19 protein-coding genes and 1 pseudogene are annotated in these 23,232 nt (G+C 72.6%); 6 read left to right on the top strand and 14 right to left on the bottom strand.

The genetic code is table 11. The features are described 5' to 3' along the window. Nucleotides 1-226: 226 nt before the first annotated feature. The 4 genes from ACWCP0_RS05695 to ACWCP0_RS05680 all read right to left on the bottom strand — a co-directional run bounded on the left by ACWCP0_RS05695 (nucleotide 227) and on the right by ACWCP0_RS05680 (nucleotide 6,177). On the bottom strand, nucleotides 227-2,161 hold the full coding sequence (locus ACWCP0_RS05695) for a TerD family protein (RefSeq protein WP_451077592.1): 1,935 nt from the start codon (nucleotides 2,159-2,161) through the stop codon (nucleotides 227-229). Between the two features lie 97 nt (nucleotides 2,162-2,258). Then, nucleotides 2,259-2,891 (bottom strand): TerD family protein, encoded by a 633-nt coding sequence (locus ACWCP0_RS05690; RefSeq protein WP_451077591.1) that lies wholly within the window; start codon nucleotides 2,889-2,891, stop codon nucleotides 2,259-2,261. 154 nt (nucleotides 2,892-3,045) lie between these two features. Beyond that, nucleotides 3,046-5,187 carry an excinuclease ABC subunit UvrB gene (gene uvrB, locus ACWCP0_RS05685; protein WP_451077590.1) on the bottom strand — a complete coding sequence of 714 codons (2,142 nt, stop codon included), beginning with the start codon at nucleotides 5,185-5,187 and terminating at the stop codon, nucleotides 3,046-3,048. Nucleotides 5,188-5,280: 93 nt separating this feature from the next. After that, complete coding sequence (locus ACWCP0_RS05680; protein ID WP_451077589.1) at nucleotides 5,281-6,177, bottom strand: MHYT domain-containing protein; 897 nt, start codon at nucleotides 6,175-6,177, stop codon at nucleotides 5,281-5,283. A 163-nt stretch (nucleotides 6,178-6,340) separates the two neighbouring features. Here ACWCP0_RS05680 and ACWCP0_RS05675 point away from each other — a divergent pair, with 163 nt between their 5' ends. Then, nucleotides 6,341-6,949 (top strand): methylated-DNA--[protein]-cysteine S-methyltransferase, encoded by a 609-nt coding sequence (locus ACWCP0_RS05675; RefSeq protein ID WP_451077588.1) that lies wholly within the window; start codon nucleotides 6,341-6,343, stop codon nucleotides 6,947-6,949. A 119-nt stretch (nucleotides 6,950-7,068) separates the two neighbouring features. Next, nucleotides 7,069-8,475 (top strand): MFS transporter, encoded by a 1,407-nt coding sequence (locus tag ACWCP0_RS05670; RefSeq protein ID WP_451077746.1) that lies wholly within the window; start codon nucleotides 7,069-7,071, stop codon nucleotides 8,473-8,475. Here the strand turns inward: ACWCP0_RS05670 and ACWCP0_RS05665 are convergent. Beyond that, nucleotides 8,465-8,842, bottom strand: a complete 378-nt coding sequence (locus tag ACWCP0_RS05665; protein WP_451077587.1) for a cupin domain-containing protein — start codon at nucleotides 8,840-8,842, stop codon at nucleotides 8,465-8,467. The two genes, ACWCP0_RS05670 and ACWCP0_RS05665, sit on opposite strands and share 11 nt — an antisense overlap. Before the next feature lie 451 nt (nucleotides 8,843-9,293). On the opposite strand from ACWCP0_RS05665, the gene ACWCP0_RS05660 reads away from it, so the two are divergent. Both ACWCP0_RS05660 and ACWCP0_RS05655 read left to right on the top strand, forming a co-directional pair. Beyond that, nucleotides 9,294-10,202: a pseudouridine-5'-phosphate glycosidase gene (locus tag ACWCP0_RS05660; protein WP_451077586.1), complete on the top strand. Its 909-nt coding sequence runs from the start codon at nucleotides 9,294-9,296 to the stop codon at nucleotides 10,200-10,202. Next, nucleotides 10,199-11,125, top strand: coding sequence for a carbohydrate kinase family protein (locus ACWCP0_RS05655; RefSeq protein ID WP_451077585.1), 927 nt, complete (start codon nucleotides 10,199-10,201; stop codon nucleotides 11,123-11,125). Before ACWCP0_RS05660 ends, ACWCP0_RS05655 begins: the two co-directional genes overlap by 4 nt. 24 nt (nucleotides 11,126-11,149) lie before the next feature. Here the strand turns inward: ACWCP0_RS05655 and ACWCP0_RS05650 are convergent, their stop codons facing one another. Genes ACWCP0_RS05650 through ACWCP0_RS05640 form a run of 3 tightly spaced genes read right to left on the bottom strand, consistent with a single transcriptional unit; the run spans nucleotide 11,150 to nucleotide 13,013 of the window. After that, the gene (locus tag ACWCP0_RS05650) at nucleotides 11,150-11,794 is read right to left on the bottom strand and encodes a uridine kinase (protein ID WP_451077584.1); all 645 of its coding nucleotides are present in this window, start codon (nucleotides 11,792-11,794) and stop codon (nucleotides 11,150-11,152) included. Nucleotides 11,795-11,801: 7 nt separating this feature from the next. Then, nucleotides 11,802-12,293, bottom strand: coding sequence for a hypothetical protein (locus tag ACWCP0_RS05645; protein WP_451077583.1), 492 nt, complete (start codon nucleotides 12,291-12,293; stop codon nucleotides 11,802-11,804). A 12-nt stretch (nucleotides 12,294-12,305) separates the two neighbouring features. Next, nucleotides 12,306-13,013 (bottom strand): winged helix-turn-helix transcriptional regulator, encoded by a 708-nt coding sequence (locus tag ACWCP0_RS05640; protein ID WP_451077582.1) that lies wholly within the window; start codon nucleotides 13,011-13,013, stop codon nucleotides 12,306-12,308. Nucleotides 13,014-13,098: 85 nt separating this feature from the next. Between ACWCP0_RS05640 and ACWCP0_RS05635 the strand changes: the two genes are divergently transcribed. Next, nucleotides 13,099-14,310, top strand: a complete 1,212-nt coding sequence (locus ACWCP0_RS05635) for a pyridoxal phosphate-dependent aminotransferase (protein ID WP_451077581.1) — start codon at nucleotides 13,099-13,101, stop codon at nucleotides 14,308-14,310. Nucleotides 14,311-14,929: 619 nt separating this feature from the next. Here ACWCP0_RS05635 and ACWCP0_RS05630 read toward each other — a convergent pair. Continuing rightward, complete coding sequence (locus ACWCP0_RS05630) at nucleotides 14,930-15,661, bottom strand: DUF7873 family protein (protein ID WP_451077580.1); 732 nt, start codon at nucleotides 15,659-15,661, stop codon at nucleotides 14,930-14,932. Nucleotides 15,662-15,752: 91 nt separating this feature from the next. Between ACWCP0_RS05630 and ACWCP0_RS05625 the strand changes: the two genes are divergently transcribed. Beyond that, entirely contained in the window at nucleotides 15,753-16,406 is a 654-nt protein-coding gene (locus tag ACWCP0_RS05625) for a DUF2293 domain-containing protein (protein ID WP_451077579.1), read from the top strand. A 178-nt stretch (nucleotides 16,407-16,584) separates the two neighbouring features. Here ACWCP0_RS05625 and ACWCP0_RS05620 read toward each other — a convergent pair whose 3' ends face one another. The 5 genes and pseudogenes from ACWCP0_RS05620 to ACWCP0_RS05600 form a co-directional block, all read right to left on the bottom strand. Next, nucleotides 16,585-17,208: a chaplin gene (locus tag ACWCP0_RS05620; RefSeq protein WP_451077578.1), complete on the bottom strand. Its 624-nt coding sequence runs from the start codon at nucleotides 17,206-17,208 to the stop codon at nucleotides 16,585-16,587. A gap of 329 nt (nucleotides 17,209-17,537) precedes the next feature. Then, nucleotides 17,538-18,104 (bottom strand): annotated as a pseudogene (locus ACWCP0_RS05615) (amidohydrolase family protein); the annotation flags it as partial. Nucleotides 18,105-18,146: 42 nt separating this feature from the next. Next, complete coding sequence (locus ACWCP0_RS05610; RefSeq protein WP_451077577.1) at nucleotides 18,147-18,581, bottom strand: hypothetical protein; 435 nt, start codon at nucleotides 18,579-18,581, stop codon at nucleotides 18,147-18,149. A 55-nt stretch (nucleotides 18,582-18,636) separates the two neighbouring features. Continuing rightward, nucleotides 18,637-19,935, bottom strand: coding sequence for an SWIM zinc finger family protein (locus ACWCP0_RS05605; protein WP_451077576.1), 1,299 nt, complete (start codon nucleotides 19,933-19,935; stop codon nucleotides 18,637-18,639). A 10-nt stretch (nucleotides 19,936-19,945) separates the two neighbouring features. Further along, nucleotides 19,946-23,158, bottom strand: a complete 3,213-nt coding sequence (locus ACWCP0_RS05600) for a DEAD/DEAH box helicase (RefSeq protein WP_451077575.1) — start codon at nucleotides 23,156-23,158, stop codon at nucleotides 19,946-19,948. Between the last annotated feature and the right edge of the window lie 74 nt (nucleotides 23,159-23,232).

Raw genomic sequence — 23,232 nt, 5'->3', positions numbered from 1 at the left:
CCACCCGGGCGGCATGCTGCCGCAGTCACGGGCCGGCGCCCCGGGACGGGTCATGTCCTGTCCGTCCGTACTGACGGGAACGCCGCAGGTGGGAATACTCCCCTCCGCGCAAAGAAGATTACAGGAAAGACCAAAGAAAGGTAAAGGGAAGGGTAATGTAAGCGTCAAATGAGCAGGTCAGCGGCTCTGCGGTGGGCCGGCCGGTCCCGAAGGGCGCCTTCCCTGCTCAGCGGCGCCAGGTCCGGCGCGCCTCGGCGACCTGGGCCAGCACCTGCTGGAGGACCTGACTGCCCGGCGGGACGCGCGGCGGCTCGTAGGTCCAGATGTGCTGCACCCAGGGGTCGGCGAGGTGGTCGTCCGGAACCGGGGTGATCCGCAGCAGGGAGCGCCAGAGCGGGTCGAGCACCGGGCCGTACGCGCTGGCGTCCTCGCGGTCGGCCACCATCAGCAGATGGACGCCGACCGCCGGGCCCTCGTCGGCGAGATAGCGCAGCTGAGTGACGGCCCGGTCGTCGAAGCCGTGCGGGAAGTCGTTGACGATCAGCAGTTGCTCGGCGGTGTCGAGGTCGGGCGGCAGGGCATCGGCAGCGCCGCCGCGCACCGCCATCTGCACGAGGTCGACGCGCTGGGTGAGCTTCGCGAGCACGGACGAGACGCCCTGGGCGCCCGCGGCGGGCGGCTGGTCCAGCACCCCGGACTGCACGAGCGGGGCGAGCGCGCCCGCCGCGGAGCCGGCGGGGTCGATGACATGGACCGTGAACTCGCCGGCCGGGTAGACCGCCAGCAGCCGGGCGGCGTGCGCGACCGCAGTGTCCACGGCGAGCCGGCGTATCCGCCCCTCGTCCATCAGCGACGCCGCCTCGGACGAGGCACGGCCGCTGTCGACCCAGAGACCGCGCTCCAGCGGCAGCCGGATGAGCATGGGGATGCGCAGCTCCGGGCGCTCGGGAAGGTGCAGATCACCGAGGCGCAGGGCCATCGGGACCTCCATCGGGACGCGGTAGCCGTGCCAGACGGGGTTGTCCCACCGGGCGAAGGCGGCCGGCAGGGCCGGCTCGACGACGTCGGACTCGGCAGCGAGCTGGGCGAGATCGCGGTCGAGGACCTCGCGGGCCTGCTCGGTCAGCTGATCGTGCTTGGCGCGGGCCGCCGCGCGGGCGGCGTCCCCGGAGCCCGCGATGCGGCTGCGCGGGTCGGACAGGGCGCGGTCGAGCTCCTGGTCGAGCCGGGACTCGGCGAAGTCGACGGCGCTGCGGTACGCCGCCGTGGTGCGGGCCAGGTCCTCGAACATGCCCCACACCTGGTTGTACAGCCGCTCCTCCATGGACCAGCCGGTGGCGTCCCCGGCGACCGGGACGGGCGGCCGGCCGGGCTCGGCGGGCGGTGCGGCCGGGGGCGGCGGCGGGGGTGCGACCGACTGCCTGCCGGGGTGCGTGTAGTTGATGGGCCCGTCGTGGGTCTGCGCCGGAGGCTGGGGCGCCGTACGGTCCGGCGGCTGGGTGGTGGCTCCCGGCCCTGGGCCCGGGTCGCCGCCCGTGCCGCCTGCGGCCGTCGCCGCGCTCCGGCGCACCTCCGTCGTACGGGGCGGGGGCGCCCCCACCGTACGGGCGAGGCCGGGCGCGACGGCCTCCTGGACGGCGGCGGCCAGCTCACCGGCGCGGTCGAGGCCCTGGTCGGCCAGAAGCTCGGCGAGGCCGCCCGCGTATCCCTGGCCGACGGCGCGAACCTTCCACGCGCCCTGGCGGCGGTAGAGCTCCAGGGCGACGACGGCGGACTCCGCGTCCAGGCCCGTGATGGTGTAGCTGGCGATCTCGGCGCCGTCGCGGTCGGCGACGGCGACGAACGGTGCGGCGACGGAACCGAAGCGGACCGGAAACGCGGGGCCCAGGGGCAGCGCGAGCAGCACGGTCACCCGGTGCACGGCCGCGGGCACGGTGTCGAGTTCGACGGCGATCCGGTGATCGGCGGTGGCCTGGCGGGAGACCTCGACCCCGGGAAGGCCCGGCCGGCCGGGGTGGGCGACCCATTCGGCACCCGGAACCCTGCCGTCCTCGTCGCCGAGCGTGGCTCCGGCCACGACCGGTTTGCCGGCCGACACCCGGATCTCGAGACGGGTGTGGGGCAAAGGATGGTTCTGCCCCCTGACCAGCTCGGCCGTCATCGCCTGTGTCCCCTCGGTGCGTCGGTGGTCAGCGGTGCAGCTCCCGGCGGCCTGCTGCCTCCGGGAGCTGCGTGGTCACGCCGTGCGGAAGCCGTGCCTACAGGTGCGGCAGGACCGACGGCATCAGGTCCTGGAACGTGCGGCCGTTGGCCGGGTTGCCGAGGGCCGTCATCTGCCAGCCGGAGCCGACGCGGTGCACCTTCGCCATGATCTGCGCGGTGTACTGCCCGCCGCCGTCCAGGGTGTAGCGCGCGAGCTCCTGACCGTTGGTCTCGTCGACGATGCGGCAGAACGCGTTCTGCACTTCCTGGAACGTCTGGCCGGTGAACGAGTTCACCGTGAAGACGATCTGGTCGATGTGCACCGGAACACGCTGCAGGTCGACGAGGATCGCCTCGTCGTCGCCGCCCTGGCCGGCGCCGCCGACCAGATTGTCACCGGTGTGCCGGACCGAGCCGTCGTCGCTGACGAGGTGGCGGAAGAACACCACGTCGACCGGCTGCTTGTCGGCGAAGAGCACCGCCGACGCGTCCAGGTCGATCTCCCGTGTGCGCGAGCCGAACAGACCGCGCCGGGGCGCCGCCTGCCAGCCGAGCCCCATCCGCACCGCGGTGAGGGTGCCGCCGCCCTTCTTCTCCAGGTTGATGGCCTGACCCTTGGTCAGGTTGACGCCTGGCCCCCCGGGCGCACCGCCCTTGGATACGTCCACCACGCGCAGTCCCCTCTCCATGGTTCCCCCGCAACCGTCCGTGTGTGCGGTTGCCCCGTACCCTACGCAGTCGGTCCGACAGCACAGCAGACTTGGGCAGCTTTTGTGTCGGTCTTGAAACACAGCTGCCGGTGCGTCAGGCCAGGCCTGCACCCTCTTCGGCCCCAGCCGCCCCTCAGGCCAGGCCGGCCTCCTTCATCTGCCGCAGCTCCTTCTTGAGCTCGCTGACTTCATCGCGCAGCCGCGCGGCGACCTCGAACTGGAGCTCGGCCGCCGCCGCCCGCATCCGGTCGGTCATCTCCTCGATGATCCCGGCCAGTTCGGTGGCAGGGCGGTCGCTCGTGATCTCGCCCTTCCTGGCCGCGGCCTTGCCGCCCTTGGCGCCCGGGACGGCGTGCGCCGCCAGCGACGGCACCGGGGCCTTGGCGCCCTTGCCTTCCTTCCCCTGGCGGTAGCCGGTGCCGAGCAGTTGCTCGGTGTCGACCTCCTCGCGGGCGATGGTGGCCACGATGTCGTTGATCTTCTTGCGGAGCGGCTGCGGATCGATGCCGTTCGCCTTGTTGTACGCGACCTGCTTCTCGCGGCGCCGGTTGGTCTCGTCGATCGCCTTCTCCATCGCCGGAGTGATCTTGTCGGCGTACATATGGACCTGGCCGGAGACATTGCGCGCCGCGCGGCCGATGGTCTGGATCAGGGAGGTGCCGGAGCGCAGGAAGCCCTCCTTGTCGGCGTCGAGGATCGCCACCAGGGACACCTCGGGGAGGTCGAGGCCCTCGCGGAGCAGGTTGATACCGACCAGCACGTCGTACTCACCGGAGCGCAGCTCGCGCAGCAGCTCGACCCGGCGGAGTGTGTCGACGTCGCTGTGCAGGTAACGGACCTGGATGCCCATCTCCAGGAAGTAGTCGGTGAGGTCCTCGGCCATCTTCTTGGTGAGCGTGGTGACCAGGACGCGCTCGTCCTTCTCGGTGCGCTTGCGGATCTCGTGCACCAGGTCGTCGATCTGGCCCTCGGTGGGCTTGACGACGACCTCGGGGTCGACGAGGCCCGTGGGGCGGATGATCTGCTCCACGAAGCCGTCGGAGCGGGAGAGCTCGTAGGTGCCCGGGGTGGCGGAGAGATAGACGGCCTGACCGATCCGCTCCTGGAACTCCTCCCACTTCAGTGGCCTGTTGTCGAGCGCCGAGGGCAGCCGGAACCCGTGCTCGACCAGGGTGCGCTTGCGTGACGCGTCGCCCTCGTACATCGCGCCGATCTGCGGGACCGTGACGTGCGACTCGTCGATGACGAGGAGGAAGTCCTCCGGGAAGTAGTCGAGGAGGGTGTTGGGCGCGGTGCCGGGGGCGCGGTCGTCGAAGTGCATCGAGTAGTTCTCGACGCCCGAGCAGGAGCCGATCTGGCGGAGCATCTCGATGTCGTACGAGGTGCGCATGCGCAGCCGCTGGGACTCCAGCAGCTTGCCCTGCTTCTCCAGCTCGGCGAGACGCCCCTCGAGCTCGCGCTCGATTCCGTTGATCGCCTTCTCCATGCGCTCCGGGCCGGCCACGTAGTGGGTGGCAGGGAACACGTGCAGCTCACGGTCGTCGCTGATCACCTCGCCGGTGATCGGGTGGAGTGTGGACAGCGCCTCGATCTCGTCGCCGAACATCTCGATGCGGACGGCGAGCTCCTCGTAGACCGGGAAGATCTCGATGGTGTCGCCGCGGACCCGGAAGGTGCCCCGCGTGAACGCCAGGTCGTTGCGCGCGTACTGGATGTCGACGAAACGGCGCAGCAGCTGGTCGCGGTCGATCTCCTCGCCGACCTTCAGCGACACCATGCGGTCCACGTACTCCTGCGGGGTGCCCAGACCGTAGATGCACGAGACGGAGGCGACGACGACGACATCCCGGCGGGTCAGCAGCGAGTTCGTCGCCGAGTGGCGCAGGCGCTCGACCTCCTCGTTGATCGAGGAGTCCTTCTCGATGTACGTGTCCGACTGCGGGACGTACGCCTCGGGCTGGTAGTAGTCGTAGTACGAGACGAAGTACTCCACCGCGTTGTTCGGCAGGAGCTCGCGGAACTCGTTGGCCAGCTGGGCGGCCAGTGTCTTGTTCGGCGCCATGACGAGGGTGGGGCGCTGGAGCCTCTCGATCATCCAGGCCGTGGTCGCCGACTTGCCGGTGCCGGTCGCACCGAGCAGGACGACATCCTTCTCACCTGCGCGGATGCGCTTCTCGAGCTCGGCGATGGCCGTCGGCTGGTCACCGCTCGGCTGGTAGGGGCTGACAACCTCGAAAGGCGCCATCGTGCGTTCGATCTGGGAAACGGGCCGCATGCCACCACCGTACGACCCACCACCGACAGCCGGGCCTGATCCCGGCTCCCGCCCTGGATCGGCGGGGGGACGGGCGCGGGCGGGAGCAGGCGGTCAGCGGTTGCGGGAGCGGTGGGAGGCGCGGCGGCCCGAGCGGGAGGGTGCCGCCCAGTTCGCGGGCTCGCCGTACGCGGGCAGCTGCCGCTGCGCCGCCACGCCCGCCCGCGCCCGGCGTCCGGTCGCCTTCCGGCCCGCCTCCGGTTGCTGCCGGTCGGGCTCACCCATGACGAGCAGCGGGTCGAACATGACGATCACGCCCGCCAGGACCAGGAAGACGGCGGGCCCGACCAGCATCGGGGCGATGAGCGTGGCGGGCGAGTCGCCGACGGCGCCGGGCGGGACGGTGCCGTGCAGGTGGACGTCGACGGCGGCCATGCCGGTGTAGTGCATGCCGCTCACGGCGAGACCCATCACCAGACTCGCGCCGAGGCTCGGCAGGAAACCGTGGATGGACACCGCCGCCCACAGGGCGGAGGTGGCCGCGACGACGGCGATCACCACGGAGAGGGCGACGGTGAGGGTGTCGTACTCGAGCCGGCCCTGGAGCTGCATGCCGGCCATGCCCAGGTAGTGCATGGACGCGATGCCGAGGCCGGTGATGGTGCCGCCCGTGACCAGAGCCATCGCGGTCGCGCCGCGGTAACCCACGATGAAGATCCCGATGCCGGTCATGACGACGGCGACGCCGAGGCTGGCGAAGGTCGTCGGCCGGTCGTAGCTGATCGGGGCCTCCGCCACGGTGAAGCCCATCATCGCGATGAAGTGCATGGTCCAGATCCCGGAGCCGATGGAGATGGCGCCGAGCGCCCGCCAGCCGGGCTTGAGGGACCTGCCGTTGCGCACTGATCTGGTGGTGCAGCGCAGCCCCAGGGCGCCGCCGAGGCAGGCCATGAGGTAGGCGGCCACAGGTGTGACGACGCCGTAGGTGAAACCGTCGACTGTGCCCTGCATGCCTCGGTCTCCTTCGCCGCTTGTGCCACCCGTGCCCCGTGCGCTCCTCGTCGGGGATGCCTGGTGGGGGCGAGAGTATGGCGAGCGTGGCGGCGAGCAGACATCGGGGCCCGTATTCGCAGGTCGGGGCCGGTTGTCAGTGGGCGCTCGTACGGTGGTCCGCATGAACAGTTTCGAGTGGACCGTCGTGTGCTCGGACATCGGGCCGCTGCTGCTCGCCGCCACCGGGGCGGGGCTGGTGAGCGTGGTCTTCCATGCCGACGCGCCGGTGCGCGACAGGGCCCTCGGGCAGCTGGCCGCGCGGCTGGGCGCGGAGCCGGTCGAGGTCGCGTCGGGGGACAGGGCTCGCGACAGGTCGGGGGACGGCCAGGGGAACGCGCCAGGAAACGGGTCCGGGGGCGCGGCGGCCCCGGTGCTGCTCGCCGAGCCGATACGCCAGCTCGAGGAGTACTTCACGGGGAGGCGCCGGGGCTTCGCGCTCCCGCTGGACTGGTCGCTGACGTCCGGCTTCAACCGGCAGGTGCTGCGCGAGCTGGCGTCCGGCGTGCCGTACGGCTCGGTCGTCGGGTACGGCGACCTGGCCGACCGGGTGGGCCAGCCCGGCGCCGCACAGGCGGTGGGGGCTGCCATGGGGTCGAATCCGCTGCCGGTCGTGGTGCCGTGCCACCGGGTGGTGGAGAGCGACGGCGGCCTCGGAGGCTTCGGGGGCGGGCGGGAGACGAAGCGGAAGCTGCTGGCGCTGGAGGGGGTGCTCCCGCAGCCGCTGTTCTGAGGGGAGGGCCGGACAGACGGTTCCGCACAGACGTACGTAACTGGCACACTGCGGCGGTGCCCAGTACATCTGCCCGTACATCCCGTGACCGCAAGAAGACCGCGCTCAGCGCGTCGCATCTGCCCGCTCTGAGGCGGCGGATCACGCCCGTGCTGATCATCAGCCAGATTCTCGGAGGGCTCGGCGTCGCGACGGGCATCGCCCTGGCCACGGTGCTCGCCCAGGAGGTGAGCGGTACCGAGGCGCTGGCCGGCCTCGCCCCCACCGCCACCGTCGCCGGAACGGCGCTGCTGTCGCTGCCGCTGGCGGCGCTCATGACCGCACGCGGGCGACGCCCGGGGCTCGTCCTGGCGTATCTCATCGGGGCTGTCGGTGCCGGTGTGGTGGTCGTGGCCGCGGTGATCGGGAGCTTTCCGCTGCTTCTGCTCGGGATGGCGGCGTTCGGGGCGGCCTCGTCGGCGAATCTGCAGGCGCGGTTCGCCGCCGCGGACCTCGCGGAGCCGGACCGCCGGGCACGGGCCATCTCCACGGTGGTGTGGGCGACCACCATCGGGGCGGTGCTCGGTCCGAACATCGCGGCGCCGGCGGGGCGGAGCGTATCCGGGCTCGGGATTCCCGAGGCGGCCGGTCCGTTCCTTTGGGCGGCAGGAGTGTTCCTGATATCGGCGCTGGTCGTCGCGGTGCTGCTGCGACCTGATCCGCTGCTGACGGCGCGGGCACTGGCGCCGGCCGAGGAGGGCCCGCGGGAAGGACGTTCCCTGCGGACGGCCGTGCGAACGGTGCGGGAGTCCGCGCCCGCCCGGCTTGCGCTCGTCACCGTCGCGGTCTCGCACACCGCGATGGTGTCGATCATGTCGATGACCCCGGTCGCGCTGAGCCACCACGGCGCGGGCATCGAACTCATCGGCCTGGTCATCAGCGGCCATATCGCGGGCATGTACGCGTTCTCGCCGGTGATGGGCTGGCTGTCCGACCGTCTCGGGCGGCTCACGGTGATCGGCCTGGCCGTGGGACTGCTCTCGTGTGCGGCACTGCTGGCGGGTACGGCCGGGGGAAGCCATGCCCGTACCGCGGTGGGTCTCTTCCTGCTCGGCCTCGGCTGGTCCGCCGGACTGGTCTCGGGCTCCGCGCTCCTCACGGACTCGGTCCCGGGCCCGGCCCGCGCCGCCGTCCAGGGCCTCTCGGACCTGACGATGAACGCGACGGCGGGCATCGGCGGCGTGGCGGCGGGCCTCATCGTGTCGAACGCGGGCTACGGCTGGCTCAACGCGGTCGGAGCCTGCCTGCTCCTCCCTCTGGCCGCGCTGGTTATTCACCGCGCACTGGCCCGGTCGCATGCGGATGTCCCGGACACCTCGAAGGCCCCGGCCGCCTCGGACACCCCGGAGGCCCCGTCCACCTCGGATACCCCGGCCGCACCGGATACCCGGGCCGCCGTCTCGGGCGCTCCGGATGCCGCGGCCGTTCCGGACTCCTCCGGCGGCCTCACCTGCCCGGCGGCTCAGGACATCGGCCTCAAAGAGTGATGTGGTACGCCTTCCGCAGCGTCTCGTGGACGGTCCAGGTCGTACGGTCGCCCTCGCGCAGCACACAGGCGTCGCCGGGTCCGACGCCGAAGGTGTCGCCGCCCTCGACCTCGATCGTGGCGCGGCCGCTCACGACGACGAAGAGCTCGTTGGCCTCGGTGTCGGTCACCACGCCCGGCGTGATCTGCCAGATGCCGCGGAGCTGCTTGCCGTCCTCGGACTCCCACAGCACCTTTCCGGTCACGACCGGCTCGCCGGAGACGATCTGACCGGGGTCGAGCGGCTCGACCTCCAGCTCGACGTCCGGGATGTGCACGGCGAACGAAGGGGAAGCGGGCGTGGCAGCGCTGTGATCAAAGGTCGTCATGGCGCGTCACCTTAGCGGGGGCGGTTGGGCGCCTCGCGCCAAGGACCGGCTGAAAGGAGCCCGTGCGCTCCGGTCCGGCCACTCGGCCTCGCGAAAGCCCACGTGCTCGACGACATCCGTCGCCTGCCTGGTGAGTCGTCTGCCGGCGATGAGCGCCCGGTAGCGGGGCCGGACCCTGGTGGTCCGTTCCCCGCCCGCAGCGGAGCGCAGCTGGGACCGTGCCCGTGGGGAGCATCCGCAGGTGTGCGGCACCGACGCGAGAGGCAGGGTCCGTGCGGCTGCCTCGCCCGCCGGCCCGCACGCCCGGCCCGCACACCCGGCCCGCGCAGCGCTCACGGTGGTGGTGGCTGGCGGAGAGTCCGGGGCGGGAGGGGCGAACGGGCAGACGGCTGCACGGGCGGAACCGTGCGGAAACGTTTGCGCAGGGGGCCTGTGTGCCAGGGATGGGGACATGCCCGAGACCACGCTGCTGTTGTCGGAAGAGGTACGGGAGGCGCTGGACGCGCGCCGGCCCGTCGTCGCCCTGGAGTCCACGATCATCGCGCACGGGCTGCCGCGCCCACGCAACCTGGCGGTCGCCGAGGAGCTGGAGTCGCTGGTCAGAAGCGAGGGCGCGGTGCCCGCGACGATCGCCGTGCTCGACGGAAGGGCCCATGTCGGCCTGGACAAGGGCCAGTTGGAGCGCGTCGCCACGGACCCCGGGGTGCGCAAGCTCGGCCACCGCGATCTCGCGCCCGCCCTCGTAAAGGGGGCGAGCGGGGCGACGACCGTGTCGGCCACGGCGTTCCTCGCCGCTCGTGCCGGGATCAGGGTGTTCGCGACGGGCGGGCTCGGCGGGGTGCACCGGGAGTGGACCACGACCCAGGACGAGTCGGCGGATCTGCGGCTGCTCGCGCAGACCCGGATCGCCGTCGTCTGCGCCGGGGTGAAGTCGATCCTCGACGTCCCTGCGACCCTCCAGCGGCTCGAGACCCTGGGCGTCGGCGTGCTCGGCTACGGCACCGACCACTTCCCCGGCTTCTATCTGACCTCCTCGGGCGAACCCGTCGACTGGACGGTCCGCACACCGGAGGAGGTGGCCGAGGTGATACGCGCCCAGGCTGCCCTCGGCGGCCCCGACACGGCGCTGATCGTCGCCCACCCCGTGCCCGAGGACGAGCAGCTCGACCCGCGGCTGCACGACCGGGTGCTGGCGGAGGCGCTGGACGAATGCCGGGAGCGGGGCATCACGGGCCAGTCGGTCACCCCCTTCCTCCTCGACCATCTGATGCGGCGCACGGAGGGCGCGTCCCTGGAGGCGAATCTGGCGGCCGTACGCGGCAATGTGCGGCTGGCGGCGCGGATCGCGGCGGCGCTGTGACGCGTCCTGCCGCCGCGTCCGGTGCGCTGCTGGTCATCGGGGACGTGGCCACCGATGTCGTGGCCCGCCACGGTTCGGCGCTCGCGCACGGGACGGACACGGCCGCCGAGATACGGACCCTGCCGGGCGGCGCGGGCGCCAACGCCGCCTGCTGGGCCGCGCACTCGGGCTGTGCCGACGTACGCCTGCTCGGCCGGGTCGGCGCCGACGCCGCGTCCTGGCACGCCGTACACCTGCGCCGGGCCGGGGTGCGGCCGCTCCTGGTGCCCGACGACGAGGCGCAGACGGCCACGGTCGTCGCGCTCGTCGACGCGCACGCGGAGCGCACGTTTCTCACCGACAGCGGAGCGGCTCTGCGGATCTCCCCCGCCGACTGGTCGCCGGCCCTGCTCGACGGGGTCGGGCGGCTCCATCTGTCCGGCTATCTCTTCTTCGCACCGCCGAGCCGGGACCTGGCCGTCCTCGCCCTCGCCGACGCCCGCGAGCGGGGCGTGCCGGTGAGCGTGGACCCGGCGTCGGCGGGCTTCATCGCCACCCTCGGCGTGGACCGCTTCCTCGCGGCGGCGGCCGGTGCGGATGTGCTGCTGCCCAACGCCGACGAGGCCAGACTCCTCACCGGAATCCCGGACGTCGCCGACGCCGCCGCGAAGCTGAGCCGACAGGTGCCGCTGGCCGTCGTCACGCTCGGCGCGGACGGGGCGGTGGTGGCCGAGTCGGGCGTGGTGACGGCCCGCGTGCCGCCGGTCCCGGCGAAGGCGGTCGACTCGACGGGCGCGGGCGACGCGTTCACCGGTGCGTTCCTCGCCGCCCTCCTGGCAGGTGCGGACCCGGCGGCCGCGGGGCAAGAGGGCTGCCGGGCGGGTGCGCTCGCCGTCACCCTGCGCGGGGGCCGCCCGCCGGGGCGGCCGGACGGCACCTGCTGACCCGCCGCCCCCGAAGCCCGGGCCCTACGTCCCCCACGGGTTGTTCCACGCCGGGTGGCGCGGGTCGTCGGTGCGGACGACGACCTCCGCGGTCTCGTCCGGGCCGACCTCGCGCTCGTACCGCTCGAAGGCGGGCAGGGTCCACTGCCGTGACTCGTCGGTACGGCGCCGCAGTGCGCCCGGCGAGAGTCTCAGGTGCAGGGTCAGGTCGAAGGGGAACCAGCGCCCCAGCAGCAGCGGTCCGTGCAGCACCAGCACGCCGCCGGGCGGGAGTTCGTGGTGCGGGCTGCGCGTCGCACGGTCGGTGGCCGGGTCCCACAGGTCCGGCAGCACCCGTCCGGACCCGCCCGGCTCCAGCGGCCCGAACACCTCGCGCCAGAGCGCGCCGGTGTCGAACCAGCCGTCGTAGTACGTGTCCGGGTCCTCGCGCCCGTACTCGTACCGCAGCGAGGCGGGCCGCAGAAAGCCCTCCGTGCCGACCACGAGCACCGAGCGCCCGCGCACCCGCAACGCCTCGGCGAGCGCGTCTGCCGCCGTGCCGGTCCCGGCGGCGGGGGCACCGTCGACCGCGATGCGCAGCCAGGGGCTCCCGTCGCCGGTCTTGATCCCCACGGTCCGGTCGGCGACGGCTTCGGTCAGCCGTTCCCAGGTGATCGGTTCGAGTCTCACCGGCCCATCATGGCTTCTCGCCCAAGGTGCGCAGCGGGACGCGGAAGCGCTCGGCGAGGACCGACGCCACGGACGCGGCCTCCTCCTCCGCCCCGGCCTCGACTTCACGGAAGGCGGCGAGCCACACACTCTCCCCCGGCGTCCCGTCGGGCGCCGTGGGACCGACCACGGTCATCAGCACCTGCATCCAGCCGCCGGTGTCGCCGTCCCGGCCGAGCTCGAACGCGACAGGCGCCCGGGGCAGCCCGGCGACGGTCGCAGCGAGGGTCTCCACGTCCCGGGGCGGCGGTGGCTCCACACGGTCGCCGAGCGCCTCTGCTCGTGCGGCGATCAGAATCTGGGACATGCCAAGATCGGGACGGGGCTCGAATCCCGAAGCCCAGATCACCGAGACAGCCGCAAGCCGGCGGCGTCGTGCGACGAGTTCGTCGACGCGCTCGCGCACCTCGTCCGGAAGCGCCGCCCACAGGCTCTCGACCTCGTACCGGCTCGTGCTCATGGGACGATCCCGTCATTCGCGTCCGGGACCGAGCATCTGCGCAACAGGGTCGGCCAGGTCCCGGAGGTCCGTATCTCCGCGCAGAGCTGTCGCGAGCGATCCGTCACCGGAAACCCGGATGCGCCCGTCCCGTAGGCCCTCCTCCACGGTCAGGCTGCCTCGGTTGACGGCGAGGCACGCGTCCGTGCCCAGTTCGAGCCGTGAGGCTGTCCCACCTCGCGGCGCCGGCCCTTCCCCGTACACGGGTCGGGTCCCGTCGCCCCCGACCCGCACATGGAACACCCCCTCGGGCAGCCGGACTTCGACGACATCCGTCACGCCCATGGCCTCCAGACGGCGCAGCAGCGGAAGCGCGAACCAGTGCGCCCGCACGGCGTCCGTGGGCCGGGGCTCGGCCAGTTCGGGTGCTCCCCACTCGGCAAGGGCGGTCACCACGGGGAGCAACGCCCTGCCGCGTCCGGTGAGTTCGTAGACGAAGGCCGAGACGGGGGCGGGGAGCCGGTGCCGTGCGGCCAGACCGTCCCGCTCCATGTCCTTGAGCCGGGATGCGAGGACGTCCGTGCTGACTCCGGGCAGATCGGCGTGCAGATCCGTGTACCGCCGGGGTCCCGCCAGCAACTCCCGCACGATCAACAGGGTCCAGCGGTCACCGACGGCGTCGAGGGCGCGGGCGGCGGCGCAGTACTGGTCGTAGCTTCGGCGGCGCTGAGGACGTGGCATGCGACGCAGTCTAGACATGTTGTTGGACTTTCCAAGCTCCCACTTGGTAAAACCAAGTAACACCGTTTCTGGGGAGGCCACCCGCATGGAGTTCCGGCAGTCGAGCAAGCTCAGCGAGGTCTGCTACGAGATCCGCGGCCCGGTGATCGAGCACGCGAACGCGCTGGAGGAGGCGGGCCACAGCGTCCTGCGCCTCAACACCGGAAACCCCGCCCTCTTCGGCTTCGAGGCCCCGGAGGAGATCGTCCAGGACATGATCCGGATGCTCCCGCAGGCCCACGGCTATACCGACTCCCGGGGCATCCTTTCGGCGCGGCGCGCCGTGGCCCAGCGCTACCAGTCGCTCGGGCTCACCGAGGTCTCCGTCGACGACGTCCTCCTCGGCAACGGCGTCTCGGAGCTCGTCTCCATGGCGGTGCAGGCCCTGCTGGAGGACGGCGACGAAGTCCTCATCCCGGCGCCGGACTTCCCGCTCTGGACCGCCGTCACCACCCTCTCCGGCGGAAAGCCCGTCCACTATCTGTGCGACGAGTCCGCCGACTGGTACCCGGACCTCGACGACATGGCGTCGAAGATCACCGACCGGACCAGGGCCGTCGTGATCATCAACCCCAACAACCCCACCGGTGCCGTGTATCCGCCCGAGATCCTCGAGGGCATCCTGAATCTGGCGCGCCGGCACCAGTTGATGGTGTTCGCCGACGAGATCTACGACCAGATCGTGTACGACGACGCCGTCCACCACAGCACGGCCGCCCTCGCCCCGGACCTGGTCGTCCTCACCTTCAGCGGGCTGTCGAAGACGTATCGCGTGGCCGGTTTCCGCTCCGGCTGGCTGGTCGTCACCGGGCCCAAGCAGCACGCGCGCAGCTACCTGGAGGGGCTCACGATGCTCGCCTCCATGCGGCTGTGCGCCAACGCGCCCGCGCAGTACGCCATCCAGGCCGCGCTCGGCGGACGCCAGTCGATCCGCGAGCTCACGGCACCGGGCGGGCGGCTGCACGAACAGCGCGACCGCGCGTGGGAGCGGCTCAACGAGATCCCGGGGGTCTCGTGCGTGAAACCGAAGGGCGCGCTGTACGCGTTCCCGCGCCTGGACCCCACGGTGCATCCGATCCACGACGACGAGAAGTTCGTCCTCGATCTGCTGCTGCGGGAGAAGATCCAGGTCGTCCAGGGCACCGGCTTCAACTGGCCGCGTCCGGACCACTTCCGGATCCTGACCCTTCCGTACGCGGACGACCTGGACACCGCCATCGGCCGGATCGGGCGCTTCCTGAGCGGCTACCGCCAGTAGGCCGCGGGGGGCGCAAACCGGAACCGGAAAGGGAGCGGAAGCCGGAACCGCAAGAGGGAGCGGAAGCGAGCCCGGAGGCGTAGCCACACGCGGGAGCGGGCCCGGAGGCGTAGCCACACACGGAAGCGAGCCCGGAGGCGTAGCCACACACGGAAGCGAGCCCGGAGGCGTAGCCACACACGGGAGCGGGCCCGGAGGCGTAGCCACACACGGAAGCGAGCCCGGAGGCGTAGCCACACACGGAAGCGAGCCCGGGGGCGTAGCCACACGCGGGAGCGGGCCCGGGGGCGTAGCCGGCCCCCGAGCCCTGTTGATGCCACTCACATCGCACGCCGGCACGCTTGAGGGTCCGGGTCAGTCTCATTGCGTCGCGTCCTGCCTTTGGACCACCGCGGATCGAGCTCCGCGGGCCGGACTTGAACCGGCAATTCGACGCACCAGGGCCCGAGCCCGGTCGATCCGGCGATGAGCGGCGAATGCTGAGTCTGGAGCGAGAGTCTGAGATTCATCGCGGCCGGTCGCCTGCCGGCCACGTCGTTCACGACAAGCTTCAGCTTCAGCTTTGCGCTCCTCGCGCACCCCGGCCATGTGCTCTTCGGCCGGGGAGTCTGTGGTGCGGCTACCCGAAGAGGTAGCCGAACACGGCGTCGCCGACCCGCTGGTCGGTGACCTCCGCGCCGTTCGCCTCCTCGCGGGCGAACTTCACGGCCTGCTGGAGCTTCTCCACCCGGTCCAGCAGCTCGTTCACCCGCCGGGCCGGCAGCGCACCCGAGAACTTCACCGTCGTCCAGTACCCGACGGGTATGTCCTCGTAGTACACCTCCACCTGCGCCGGGTGCTTCTCGGTGGCCTCGGCCTTCACGTGGTTGCGGGGCACCTTCTTCGTGCGGACCGTCTTGACCGGCTCGGTCTTCCAGGAGTCCGTCGACGGGTCCTGAGACCACGACTCGGCGGCGTCCAGCACCGGCAGCTTGCGCACGAAGGTGTTGAGGTCCGTCAGCTGCTTCTCCAGGAAGAGGAGATACGCGACGGGCGCATCGGCCACCAGCACGCGCCCGTCGACGGTGATGTCGGCGCGGGCCGTGCAGTTCGCCCAGTCCTTCGTGGCGGTCACGTCGAACAGCCGGGTCAGCGTCTTCGCGGTGTCGCGCAGCACGTCCTCGGCCTTGACCTGGACCAGCGTGGACTCGGGCGGGAGCTGCTCGCCCTCTTCGTCCTTGGGCTGGTACGTCCGCGCGATACCGGCCAGCAGTGCGGGCTTCTGCAGGCCGTGATGAGCCGCCGTGAGGTCCTGATGCGCCTTGGACTTGACGCCCTTCTCGACCGCGATGATCTGATTGAGTTTCGCCACGTCCAGGAAACTAGCAAGACCAACGTCCACTCCTCGAACGAATATTGGACGTACGCGCGAAGAAGGCCGCGGATGCGGAAGGGGGTTCGAGGTGGCGGATCCGCTGGTGGTCGTCGAGCCGCTGAAGGCGCGGCACTGTGCCGAGTGCCGGCACGGGCCGCTGGAGCGGATGGTCCTGGAGTTCCATGCGCCGCGCTGCCTGGACTGCGCGGATCTCGGGCATCTCGTCTTCCTGCCGCGCGGGAACGCGGCGCTGACCCGGCGGGCCCGCGAGGCGAGTTCCCTCTGGGCCGTCGTCGTCCGGCACAACAAGCGCCGTACGCGGTACGAGCGCCAGGGCCTCCTCGTCGAGGAGGCCGCCCTCGCCCGGGCGGAGGCGGCGTGCCTGGCCGACGCGGACGTACGGGCACGTCGCCGGGAGCGCGACGCGGCGCGGCGGGCGGTGGAGGACCTGCGCTTCACGGGCGCGCTCACCGCGGAGATCCTGCGGCTCTTCCCGGCCTGCCCGCTCGACCGGGTGCTGGACATCGCGGCGCACACGTCGGTACGCGGCAGCGGACGGGTGGGCCGCACCGCGGCGGGCCGGGCACTGGACGAGGGGGCGGTGACGGCGGCGGTGCGTGCGTCCGTACGCCATCTGGACACGCCGTACGACGCGCTGCTGATGCAGGGGGTGCCCCGTCATGAGGCCCGGGAACGCGTGGGGCCGGCAATCGCGGCGGTGCTTGCCGTGTGGCGCGGCTGAAGCGTCACAGGGCGGCAGCGGCAGGCGCGTCACCGGGTGACGGCGCCAGGGCCTCACCGAACGGCGTTCACCGCGCGCGCGTTCCGCGCGGCGGCCCCGCCCGGGCGGACGAGAGGGGCACCGGTTGTCGTAACCGGGCCCCTCTTTCCCTACCGTCCGGATACTTCATCCGCCCGCACTAGGCGTCGTCGGAGGCGGCGCGGGAGCGGCGGTAGAGGATCGCGCCGCCGAGGATCAGGGCGGCGGCGGCCGGGACGGCGAGGCCGACGCCGGTCGGGGCGCCGGTCTCGGCGAGGTGGCCGGCGCCCGGCTGGGGCTGAACCGGCGCTGCGGGACGCGGCTTCGGCGGGGTCACCGGCTTCGGCGCCGGCTTTCCGGGCGAGTTCGAGGACGAGTTTCCGGTGGACGCATTGCCGATGCCGACGACGTTGACGGAGTTTCCGGTGACATTCACGGGCACGTCGACGGGAAGCTGGATCGTGTTGCCGGAGATCACCCCGGGAGAACGCTTTCCGCCTCCCTTGGCGACGGCACCGCCCCCACTGTGGCCGCCCTTGCCCGCTCCTTCGTTCTCGCAGCTGTTGCCGGCCGCCGGATTCAGCAGACCGATCACATTCACGGTGTTGCCGCACACATTCACCGGGACATGCACCGGGACCTGAATCGTGTTCCCGGAGATCAGGCCCGGTGACCCGGCGGCGCTTCCGTGCGCACCCGAGTCGGCGTGGGCGGCCCCGGCCGCGGCAAGGGCGCCGCCCGTGACCATCGCTGCGACCAGACCTGTTCGGCGAATCTGCCTCATGGGTTCCTGCCTTCCGGAGGATGAACTCGGGTACTCACCCGCACCGGAAATAACGCGATTACGCCAATCAGGTTATGGCCGACAATCCTTTCACCCGATCGAGCGGATAATTTATCGAACTGCTCTTCGTCGACCGGGTGCTCACATTGCTGTCCTCAGCGCGTTCCGCCGCCGGGCCCGGCGTCCTGCCCGACGTCGTATTCCTGAATGCGGCGCCCGTGTGCGCGGTCCGTCAACTCCGGGAGTCGCGACGTGAGTTCGTACGCGATCTCCTCCACGTCGAGCGTCAGGAGTTTCCGGTCCCGCATGAGAACGCGGCCGTCCACGATCGTGATGCGGCCCCCGGCGCCGCCCGCCATGCGCAGCGCGAAGTCGAGGGAACGTTCCCGGCCTTCGGGTCCCTGGCTGGAGAAGTACGCCCAGCCGAGGTTGGCCCGCAGCCCGCTCCGTACGACCGCGGCGGCGACCCGGTCCATCGAGAAGTAGTGGTCGGCGAAGGCGGTGACGCCGCCGCGGATCATCTCGGCGCAGGCGAGCAGCGCGCCGAGCTCGACGATGTCGTCGGTGAGGTTGCTCTCGATGGGCCAGATCCAGTCGTTGAACCACTCCTCGACCGGCACGTCCTCCGCGATGCCGCGCAGGGCCACCATCGGGGCGTGCGTATGACAGTTGATCAGCCCGGGCATGGCCAGCCGGCCGCGCGCGTCGATACGCTCGTGTGCCGGCAGTCCCGCCGTGTCACGGGCGGAGGTGACCGTCTCGATCACCCCGTCGCGTACGACGACGGCGCTGTCCTCCTCGAACCGGATTCCGCCGTCCTCGGTGTGCACGAGCGCGGTGCACCCCTCGACGACGAGATCGGCGGGTCCGCTGTTCACGAACTCCTCGTGCGACATGCCGCTCCTTCGACACAGGCCTCGCCCTGCGCCCGGCCGATGTCAGCGGCCGTCGCTGCCGCCGAGATTGAGTGTGATCGAGCCCGAGCCCCCCTGGACCACGGTCCCGTGCTGGACTCCTCCGCTGATGGTGTTGTGCACCTCGGTGGTCTGCTGCGGTGCCGGAAGCTCGGGCGCCAGCTCGTCGAGGAGCGCGCGGAGCTCGGCCGCCGCCTCGGGGTCCGCTCGCAGAGTGCGACGCAGACGGCCTCGCCATTCGGCGGCGATGTCGGCCGCTGCCTGCTCCTCGGCCCCCTCCTCCACGAGGTCGGCGTGGGCGATGTCGAGGTCCGCCGCGACGCTCTCCTCGTCGGCGCCACCGTGCCGGGCGAAGAACGCGACCAGCCGCTCCTTGGCGCGCATCCAGCCGTCCGTCGCCATCTGCTGGACGAGCGCGGTCGCCCCGGCTGTCGCCAGTGCCACCAACTCCGCTTCCATCAGGCCCCCTTGAGCAGGTCACCGGTCGTCGACACGAGCAGTCCGAGCCTACCCGTCAGCGGCCGAGCAGGGCAGCGAGCGCTCCGACGGGGTCGGCGTCGGGCGTGCCCCGGGGCCACCAGTCGTCGCGGCCGGGGTCCGACTCGTAGCCGTACCACAAGCCGTCACGGCCCAGACGCAGTTGCAGCGAGGGGGTGGAGAGGCGGTTGTGCGAGGGGCGGAAGTCCGGGAAGTCGGCCGCGGCCAGTGCGGGGCGGGCCCGGTCGAAGGGGCCGGCGGGCGGGTCCCACTCCTTCTCCAGGACGGCCAGGCCCGCGAGGCCGCCCTGTCGCCAGGCCGCGACGGCGCGGGCCAGGTCCGTCGGAGTGCGGTCGGTGGCGCGGGCCAGCGCGGTGTACAGCGCGCGGGTGGAGGCGGTCAGTCCGGAGCCCGGGTGGGCAGCGGCCAGCCGGACCGCGTCCTGCCACGGGGTGAGGCCCGCGACGGGGTCCCGGCCGGTCTGCAGGGTGGTGCGGGCACGGGCGGCGGCCTCGGTGGCGAGCAGGTCGAGGGCGAGCGGATCCGGGGCACCGGGCGACTGCGGGTACACCGGCGGGCGGCCGGGGTGCGGTGGTACGGGCAGCGGCGGCGGGAGCGATGGCCGCGTGCGCGGTGCGAGGGCGTCGCGGGCGGGGACGGTCGCGAGGGCAGGAGGGGAGCCTGGCGTGCCGGGCTCCTCCGCGGCGGCCCGCTCCGCCGCCGAGCGGGTGGCGTTGCGCCGGGTGAGTTCGGCCAGGATCTCCTGCTCCCCGCGGCCGCGCATGAGGAACAGCACGAACGGGTCCTCGTCGAGGATCCGCGCCGTCTGGTAGCAGAGTGCGGCCGCGTGCTTGCAGGGGTAGCCGTCGTCGGGGCAGGAGCAGTCGGGGATCAGATCGCCGGGAGCGGGCAGCAGGTCGGCGGCGCCCGCGAGCGCGTGCGGCACGTCCTTGTCGAGCAGAGCCGCGATGTGGTCGGGGCGGGCGGCGGCGGTGTCGAGGAGCCGGTCCCAGTCGTCGTCGCCGAGGGTCCGCAGGCGGATGTCCGTGCGGTACGGGCGCGCGCGGGACCCGTGCACGTACGCGGTGACCCGGCCGGGCGTGACGGTGATCGCGTCGACCTGGCCGCGCCCGGCGTACGCGCGGCCGCGAGCCAGGCGGGCCGGGTCGAGCGCCGTGTCCTCCAGCGCGTCCACCCAGGCGTTGCCCCACCAGGATGCGGCGAACGACTCGTCGCCGGACCGGGGTGCGAACGCCGGGAACGTGCGCCGGCGGTCGTCCGGCCTGCGCGGCGCGTCCCGGCGCGGCCGCCCGGACCCGGGGCGGTGGGCGATCACGACAGCCTCCTCATGACGGCCTCCGCAGCGAGACGAGATCGGCCAGCTCCCGGTCGGTGAGCTCGGTCAGCGCCGCCTCCCCCGAGCCGAGCACCGCGTCGGCCAGTGCCCGCTTGGAGAGCAGCATCTCCGCGATGCGGTCCTCGACCGTGCCCTCGGCGATGAGGCGGTGGACCTGCACCGGCTGGGTCTGGCCGATGCGATAGGCCCGGTCGGTGGCCTGGTCCTCCACGGCGGGGTTCCACCAGCGGTCGTAGTGGACGACGTGGCCGGCGCGGGTCAGGTTCAGCCCGGTGCCCGCGGCCTTGAGGGAGAGGATGAACACCGGGATCTCGCCGCACTGGAAGCGGTCCACCATCCGCTCCCGCTCCGGCACGGGGGTGGACCCGTGGAGCAGCTGGGACGGAATCGCCCGGGCCTCGAGGTGGCCGGCGATGAGGCGCGCCATCGACACGTACTGGGTGAAGACCAGCACCGCGCCGTCCTCGGCGAGGATCGTGTCGAGCAGCTCGTCGAGGAGGGCGAGCTTGCCGGAGCGGGCCGCGAGGCGGGCGGTGTCCTCCTTCAGATATTGCGCGGGGTGGTTGCAGATCTGCTTGAGCGATGTCAGCAGCTTCATGATGAGGCCGCGGCGCGCGATGCCCTCGGCGCTCTCGATCTGCGCCATGGTCTCGCGCACGACCGCCTCGTACAGCGAAGCCTGCTCGCGGGTGAGCGGGACGGGATGGTCGGACTCCGTCTTGGGCGGCAGCTCCGGCACGATGCCGGGGTCGGACTTCTTGCGGCGCAAAAGAAAAGGGCGCACGAGTCGGGAGAGCCGCTCGACCGCCGCCTCGTTCTCGACGTGCTCGCTGTTCTCGACGGCGCGGGCGTGGCGGGCCCGGAAGGACTTGAGCGGACCGAGCAGTCCGGGGGTGGTCCAGTCGAGGAGGGACCACAGCTCGGACAGGTTGTTCTCGACGGGTGTACCGGTCAGGGCGACGCGCGCGGGGGCAGGGATGGTGCGCAGCGCCTTGGCGGTCGCGGAGAAGGGGTTCTTGACGTGCTGGGCCTCGTCCGCGACGACCATGCCCCAGTCCCGAGCGGCCAGTTCTCCGGCGCTCGTGCGCATCGTGCCGTACGTGGTCAGGACGAAGCCGGGGCGCTCGCCGGGCACGTGGACCCCGTCGAGGGAACGCTCGGCGCCGTGGAAGCGGCGCACGGGCACGCCCGGCGCGAAACGGGTGATCTCCCGCTGCCAGTTGCCGAGCAGCGAGGCCGGGCACACGACCAGGGTGGGCGCACCGCAGGTGCGGTGCTCCGCGCCGGCCTGCACCGCCAGGTCATCGGCCCGGCTCCCGGACGCCTCCTCGGCCCCGGGTCCGCCGGCGCCCCCGGCCTCGGCTTCGGCCCGAGGCCCGCCAGAACCCCCGGACGCTACGTCTGCCCCAGGCCCGCCGGCGCCCCCGGCCTCGGCTTCGGCCCGAGGTCCGCCCGCACCCCCGGACGCTACGTCTGCCCCAGGTCGGCCGGCGCCCCCGGCCTCCGCTTCGGCCCGAGGCCCGCCCGCACCCCCGGACGCCTCCTCGGTCCCAGGCCCGCCTGCGCCCCCGGACCGGTGCTCCGCCCGGCGTCGCTCGGCGCGCTCCTCGCGGTGCAGATGGAGCGCGATGACCGTGACCGTCTTGCCGAGGCCCATGTCGTCGGCGAGGCAGCCGCCGAGGCCGAGCGAGGTCATCAGGTCCAGCCAGGCGAGGCCGCGGAGCTGGTAGTCGCGCAGGGTGGCGTCGAGTCCGGCCGGCTGGGCGAGGACCGCCGGGCCCTCGGTGAGCCGGTCGCGCAGCGCGGCCAGCGCACCTTCCGGGACGGCCTCGACCGTCTCGCCGTCCACCTCGGCGGTGCCGGTGAGCGCCACGGCCAGCGCGTCCACCGGCTCCAGGAGACCCAGCTCCCGTTTGCGCGCCTTACGGACGAGATCGGGGTCGACCACGACCCACCGGTCGCGCAGCCGGACGATCGGGCGGTGTGCCTCGGCCAGTGTGTCCATCTCGCGCTCGGTGAGGGGATCCCCGTCCAGCGCCAACTGCCAGTCGAACCTCAGGAGCTGCTCGCTGTCGAAGAACGGCGTGCCGTCCGTGGCGGAGCCGGGCGCGGGCGCGCGGACGACCGCGGCCGCGCTGAGCGTCCTGGCCAGCTCCCTGGGCCAGTGCACGGCCACGCCCGCAGCGCCGAGCCGGGCGGCGGCCTCGCCCAGCAGCTCGTACAGCTCGTCCTCGGTGAGCGGCAGCACGTCGGGTACCTCGCGCTCCAGCAGCCCTCCGAGCGGGGGCCAGACCCGGGCGGCCCGGCGCAGCGCGAGCACGGCGTCGATACGGGCCCGCGGCCCGAAGTGCTCCTCGCCCTCGCCCGCCCAGAGCCGGGCCGCGTCCAGGACGAGGGTCGGGTCGGCGAGGCTGTGCACCTGCACGAGCGCGGCGCCCGCGTGCCGCTCGGCCCCGCCGTCCTCGGCGATGTCGAACAGCTCGTACGCCGACAGATCGAGGCGCAGCGAGATCCGGACCCCCGCGTCCATGCCGGCCGCGGCCTCCGCGGCCCAGTCACGGGCCCCCGGCAGATGCTGCGGCGCCTTCGCGGCGAACGGGCGGCCCGCCGCGTGCTCGGCCGCGGGGGTGCGGGGCAGGGTGTCCGCGACCGCGTCCAGGAACGACCTGATCAGCGCCTCGGGCTCGGGCAGCCGGAGGGGGCGCGGGCCGGGCAGCGGGGTGGCATGCGCCTCGTGCGGCATGGCCGCGGCGATGGCGCGCAGATGGGCGATGTCGTCGGCGTCCAGCGGGCCTGCCCGCCAGGCGTCGTGGTCGTCGGGGGTCAGCCCGGGCAGGAGTCTGCCGCGCGCGGCGAGGTGCAGGGCATGCAGGGCCGCAGCGCCCCAGCAGACGGTGGCGGGATGCGCCGCGGCGTCGTGCCGGGCGCGCACGAGGAGCGGCACGGCATCGGCGACCGGGAGCAGCACGGCGGGCACGGTGCGGCTGCGGACGCCGCTGCCGTGCGGCCGTACGACCGTCAGCTCACCGAACTCGACACCCTCACGGAACTCCGCGGTCTCGCCGGTCCCGGCTCCCCCGCCAGGCCCGCCCGCCCCGCCAGGCGCGACCGGAAGCGCGCCACCGTCCGGGCTCCAGAAGGCGACCCGCCCCTCCCGCGGCAGCGCGGCCGGCACGAACACGGCGGCGCAGGTGTGCAGCATGCGCGGGGCACCTCCCCTCCCACTGGCCGGATCCTTGGAGTCACGACCATACGGGCGAGGTCTGACAATGCCCC

Source organism: Streptomyces sp. NPDC001970 (genome assembly GCF_053594115.1).
This window is presented reverse-complemented; position numbering and strand designations above follow the sequence as displayed.